This is a genomic window from Chthonomonas sp. (genome assembly GCF_035294505.1).
Taxonomy (GTDB): domain Bacteria; phylum Armatimonadota; class Chthonomonadetes; order Chthonomonadales; family Chthonomonadaceae; genus Chthonomonas.
Map to the genome: position 1 here is coordinate 1 of NZ_DATGKU010000119.1, position 5,755 is coordinate 5,755.

At 53.7% G+C, this 5,755-nt stretch carries 3 protein-coding genes and 1 pseudogene; 3 read left to right on the forward strand and 1 reads right to left on the reverse strand.

What is annotated here, in order from left to right; genetic code table 11:
* Positions 1–338: 338 nt before the first annotated feature.
* Positions 339–1,625, reverse strand: coding sequence for a 5'-methylthioadenosine/S-adenosylhomocysteine nucleosidase (locus tag VKV18_RS07115; RefSeq protein ID WP_324203518.1), 1,287 nt, complete (start codon positions 1,623–1,625; stop codon positions 339–341).
* 552 nt (positions 1,626–2,177) lie between these two features.
* On the opposite strand from VKV18_RS07115, the pseudogene VKV18_RS15825 reads away from it, so the two are divergent.
* The 3 genes and pseudogenes from VKV18_RS15825 (at position 2,178) to VKV18_RS07125 (ending at position 5,527) form a co-directional block, all read left to right on the forward strand.
* Positions 2,178–2,481 (forward strand): annotated as a pseudogene (locus tag VKV18_RS15825) (heavy metal-binding domain-containing protein).
* A gap of 458 nt (positions 2,482–2,939) precedes the next feature.
* Entirely contained in the window at positions 2,940–3,593 is a 654-nt protein-coding gene (locus VKV18_RS07120; RefSeq protein WP_324203519.1) for a hypothetical protein, read from the forward strand.
* 746 nt (positions 3,594–4,339) lie between these two features.
* Entirely contained in the window at positions 4,340–5,527 is a 1,188-nt protein-coding gene (locus tag VKV18_RS07125; protein ID WP_324203520.1) for a M20 family metallopeptidase, read from the forward strand.
* The last annotated feature ends 228 nt before the right edge of the window (positions 5,528–5,755 follow it).

Below are 5,755 nucleotides of genomic sequence, written 5' to 3' on the forward strand. Positions count from 1 at the left end.
TAGGGGCTCAGCCCACCTTGCGGCAAGCTTCCTATCGAGCGGGAAGGGTGTGTAGTTCTTCATGAGGTTGCTGTATACCACATCCCTGATGAGTCCGAGCTTCCTCTCTAATCTCTGCTCCAATCCAACCAACTCGGAGAAGTATTCCGAAGCCGAGTAATAAACGTTCTCAGGGTGGCTCGACTGGGAGGTCGGGGTCGAGGGCGTCGGCCGCTAAGCTATTGGCTGTTGGGGGAGGGGCTTGGGGGAACAGGGGGGGCTCACACCGCCAAGTAGGGGGTTGCTCCTTGGAGTGCCCTAAGCTTGGTTCACACCTAGGAAAAGGGTGTTTTTTCACGCTAGGCTAGGTTTGGGGGTGTGTAGTTGTAGCTGTACTGTGTGAGCCATTGGTTGCCGGGGGTGAACGGAACCGTGGTCCCGTTCTGGGCTGTGTATACCACTTCGGCGACTTGGAGGCCGTTGTAGTATACTTGGTCGGCTACGATGTAGCCGTGGGCCTTGGCGTTGCTCATGGGTGAGAGGTTGGTGTAGGAGGCTTCGACGTAGAGGTTGGGTAGGGTGTCTGAGAAGTGTTTGATGATGTATATTGTTACGTTGGCCGCAGCATCCGCCGCCCATACTCCTTGGTAGGTGTTGGGGTACCAGGGTGAATCCGATATCCCCCTCACTATGAGCCAGGGTATCCCGAAGTGTGTGTTCACGTAGGCGAAGCCCATACCCTCGTTTTCACCCGCGTCGGATTCGTATAGTGCGTTCTGCTGGGCCATCCAGGTGAGTGGCTCGGTCCACTGGTTGGCTGAGCCTATGACCCCCGCAACTATGTATGATGGGGCATCGCCGGTCTGGTTACCCCCGGTGATGTAGGATATGGGTGTGTCCGGCAGCTTGTATTGCTCTGCGAGTTGTAGGAGTCCGAGGGAGGCTGGGAGGGCCTCGACGTAGGTGTATGAGTGGTCGGCGCCGTAGCCGTAGCCGTAGCTTGATGCGTTGGTGGGTACGACTTGGGCTGAGCCGAATCCCCCGACGATGGCGTTATTCATGGGTGTGAGGTTTAGTATCTCGACCCCCGTGTATGCGTCCTCGATGTAGTTGTAGGTTGAGTTGCCTAGGTAGTAGTGTACGCTGGATTTGTCCACGGCGTAGGCGCCGAGTACAACGTCGCCCACTGTGATGTTGGGGTCACGCGACCCCGCGGTGCCGGAGAGTAGTGCGGCCTTGATGTTGAAGAAGGTGTCCATGAGGGTTGTAGCCGTGGTGACGGCGTACTCCTTTTCACCGGACCTCACCGATACAACCTGTTGCTCCCCGATTGAGCCCACGAAGAACTCGTACCCGGATATATTCACGGTGGCGTAGACGCTCATGGCCGCGAGTATGGGCGCCTGCTCCATGGGCATCGCGGTGACCACGCCTATACTCGGCGTCTGCAGAACCTCGCTGAGGTTCTCCCCATTATAGGAGGCGAAGCGGACAAGGTTTTTCGCGAGTAGGAGTTTGGCGAGGTTCGAGTAATTGGGGTTCTGAGTGTTCGCTCCCGTGTTGTGTGCACCCGTGTAGGCAATTGTGCCCACGACGGATACCACTACCACACCCAAAACCAGTAACACGACGTGCGTATTGCGCATGTTTAAACACACACGCCACCCCTATTTAAACTTTCATGTAAATTCTTAAGGATACTAATCATAAAAATTAGCATATTTATGCTTAAGGAGGAGGGTTTTGGAGACGCTAAAATGGGCGTACACCCCCACCTGCTGGGAGGCTTCGCCGAGCATACACGTGCACTGTTCGGTGAATACACTAACTAAGTGATTGGTGCGTGTGCATGCGGATATTAGGCTTTCAAGGGCTGGGACCCCACGTTGTGTGCTTGTTTGAGGTGGTAGGGCTGGGTGGTATTCGGCCGCTGGCGCCGTGAATCAGAACTCTCATATCTCTTTTGCTTCGAGCTGAGGGGGTATTTAAATAGCTTCCCGCTTCCACACCGCCATGTTCGAGGTGTGGTGACCGAGTTAATCACCCGGAAGCGTTGGGGGCAGTTGCGGGGGTCTAGCAGCCTTATGCGGGAGAGGAGGGAGTTCGCTACCCATCCTAGGAGGGGGGTTTTGGAAGGTTTATAAGCATGGGTGCTTTTTGTGTTTATGCTCAGCAGTGATAAGATTATTGTGAGTACTATGAATTATGTTCCGGGCTTAGGTTCAGCAGGTTCTTGGTATCGCGGTTGGGATCACTGTTAGGAGTAGGGGTATTGGCGGTAGATTTCTCGCTGGGCTGAGGAGTATTGTTGGTGGGGAGATCTCGGAGTTTGTTGAGAACGCTGAGAAGGCGAGGAAGACTGCTATGGAGAGGATGGTTTCCCACGCTTTGTCGATGGGTGCGAACGCGGTGCTGCAGGTTTACTTTGACTCGAATGAGCTCTCCGAGTTCATGGACGAAATAATTGCTTATGGCACCGCGGTTAAGGTTGTGAGCAAGTAAGCTCTGGGTTTTGACCGTCGTGATTCCCGCCCCTCACCTCTAGTTTCATGTTTGACTCGGTTTGTATGAGCTTGTTGGGGGGTTTCTCCTGCGGGGGTGGTCGAGGTAGCGGTGTTTTGCTATTAAGTATATAGGTGTTTGTGTGTGGCTTTTATCAGTGTGGGGTACCCCGCCCTCAAGGTACGTAGGGTGGGTTCCCGCTTGGTGGGGTGGGTTTACCTCCCACCTGTCGGAGTCTCCGCTTAGTCTTGGACACGCCTTGGGAGCGGTGTGTTAGCCTGTTCGTGGGCTTGTTGATGGGGTGGGGTGGGTGGGGGTGCTGAGCGTGTTGGGGGGTGTGCGCTGAACATTATTTCGATGCCCTGGGGAGGGGATTGGGGTAGTTGGGTGGGGTATCGCTGTTGGTGTGGTTAACTGATGATTTATATTTAACCGTGGTGTATTATGTTTGAAGGGTTTTGGTTGAGTCGGCACTCATAGCGTCACTTGAGAAGTTCCTGGATAGCTACCTTTCAAGGATGGCTGAGAGGCTCGCCAAGGGTGGGAAGCTGACGCAGGCTGAGTCCGCGATATTACTCGCTGCTGTAAGCCAACGAGAAGCAGCGAAACTCTCGCAGAGAATAGATCAGGTGCGTGGGGAACTATCTGAAAAGATTGACGACACAAACAAGAAGATAGACGAGCTGAAAAGTTTCTTCACGATGAGGTTCGAAGACACCAACAAGAAAATAGACGACACCAAAACAGAACTCGTCTCAAAAATCGAGGACACAAACAAAAGAATAGACGAAACAAGAACAGAACTCCTCTCAAAAATTGATGACACAAACAAGAGAATAGACGAAACCAACAAGAGAATAGACGACACCAGAGTGGAATTACTCTCAAAAATCGAGGACACAAACAGAAGAATAGACGAAACAAACAAAAGGATTGATGAAACCAAAACAGAACTCCTCTCAAAAATCGAGGACACAAACAAGAGGATTGATGGGTTGAGAGCGGATTTCATGGGTAGGATGACGGAGCTTAAGGAGGATACAGCCTACCTTAAGCGTAGCTTCGATAGCCTTAGGGACACCATAATCAGTGTGCTCACAGAGAGGAAGTAGTGTGTCGTCGGTTCTTTAAGCGCTTTTTGCAGCTTTGGGGTGGAGCCGTGTTTATTGGTTTTGGTTTATTGGTGGGTTAGCTGGGTCTGGTTCCGTTTGATTAAGTGGGTTTTGCCGGGTGGTCGTGGTTTCCGTGTTGGGGGCGGTTGTGTGTTTTTTAGTGCTGGGTGCTCGCTTCTTTCTATGCGCTGGAGATGCGTAGGGCTGAAGGTGTAAAAGAAAGTGGCATACCCCACCGACCCCCCCTATGGGGGGAGGTTTTTATCCCCCATCTTAGTTGGTTGACCGGCTACCTGTGGGTGTGCTTGGTTGTTGGTGTTGCCGTCTAAGAGCACCGCTCTGATCTGAAGAGCTGGGCTGGTTGATGTTTTTAAAGCGTGGTGGGTGCTGCGCGTTGGATTGGTGCTTTATGGATTGATTTGGTTTTTCCTGTATCTAGGCCTCCGCTGTTGTGGATTCACCTGAGGGCTGGCGTGGTGTGCCCCCACTCCTTATATTCATATGTGTTACCCCTCAGCTGGTAGCCATGGGTATACGTAAGTCTCCATGTTTTGTTATGGTGTGAGGGTGGTTTTAGGTGGCTTTACGGGTGGGTTTATTTTGCACCGTGTTTTTGTTGTCTTATGCTGGATGTAGGTGCCCTACTTGAGGGTGTTAGCCGTGGTCGGGATGAGTTTTTGGGTTTTTTGAGGAGGATTATATCCTTGGAGCAGGGTGACCCGGTTGAGGCCTTGGGTGGTGTCCAGATGTTTTTGAAGGATTACTTGGAGGGTTTGGGTCTGAGGGTGGAGACTCACAGTGCGGGTGGTGTGTGTGCTTTGACGTCTAGTATTGGTGGGGGCCGCGGTCATAGTGGTGGGGGTGGCGGGTTGATTTTATACTCCCATTGTGACGTTGTGCCGCCTGGTAGGTTGGATGGCTGGGTGTACCCCCCATTTGAGGGTAGGGTTGTAGGTGGCAGGGTTTATGGTAGGGGTTCAGCGGATATGTTGGGTGGGTTGGCGGCGGAGGTTTTGGCCTACTCTGTGCTCACACGCTGTGAGGGTGAGCTTGCGGGGGAGGTGTGTTTTGTGTCGGTGCCCGATGAGGAGGATTGGAGGAGGACGCCCACTGGGTGGGGGTTCTCGGATTGGCTTCTTAGGAGTGGTAGGCTTTCGGGTGGGGGGTGCATTATGGGTGAGCCCAGCGGTTTAGGTGGTATATGTGTTGGTGAGCGCGGCGACTACTGGGTCACCCTGAAGGTGAAGGGTGATGCTGGTCACGGCAGTCTCGGTTTTTACGATGATAACGTGTTTGTGAGGCTGTTTAGGGCTCTTGAAGATGTCCATAGGGGGGTGTGCGGGGGCGTGGTGCGACCGCAATCAGCCGAGGTGGCGCGTCTACTGGAGGATTCCTACCCGGTTTTAGCTGAGGAGCTGGGGGTACCACTAGAAGAGCTACGTTCGAGTGGGATACTTGAGCGCCCCAGCATGAATGTTGGTAGGCTGCGTGGTGGCGTCATGGTTAACGTTCTCCCAGATGAGTGTGAGGCTGAGGTTGCCTTCTGCGTACCCCTTGGGATGACTTGGAGGGAGCTCCACAAGAGGGTTCTGGATGTTTTGAGCTCCAGCGGGCACCCGGGCGTTGAGGCCTCGGTGGTAGAAGGGTCGCAGAGTGATCCCAGCTACACACCACTCGGAAGCGGGATAGTGGGCTCACTCGTGGGGGCAGTCGAAGACACCTTGGGGGTTCCCCCGAGGGTGTACGTGACTCAGGCTACTAGCGACGCCAACGTGTTCAGGGCGCACGGTATACCCACGTGTCTGTACGGCCCCGGTCACATGGGTGTAGCCCACGGCTTCAATGAGTGGGTGGATATGGACGACGTGGTTAGGGCTGCGCAGGTGTACGTGAGGACAATACTCAGATATTGTGCGCGGACAGATACAAACTGATTGGAGGGGTTGGGTAGCCCACTGGAGGTCTCAGGGGGAAGAGGTCACTTCACTTGATCATAATCCCCCACAGCGTGCCGCGATCCAGATACCCCACTCTCAGATTCAAAGTTTGCCTGCGTCAACGGTTGTAGTTGAACTGGTTACCCATGTTAGGAGTGTTTGACCCCACTCCGGCATCGATGTTACCCACGGGGTCCCGTTTGACGATGAATGTCAGTGGGTGAT

What these genes read in the sequence shown, in the direction of transcription:
- VKV18_RS07115 (WP_324203518.1), bottom strand. Translation starts at nt 1,625, where the DNA reads ATGCGCAATACGCACGTCGTGTTACTGGTTTTGGGTGTGGTAGTGGTA.
- VKV18_RS07125 (WP_324203520.1), top strand. Translation starts at nt 4,340, where the DNA reads ATGTTTTTGAAGGATTACTTGGAGGGTTTGGGTCTGAGGGTGGAGACT.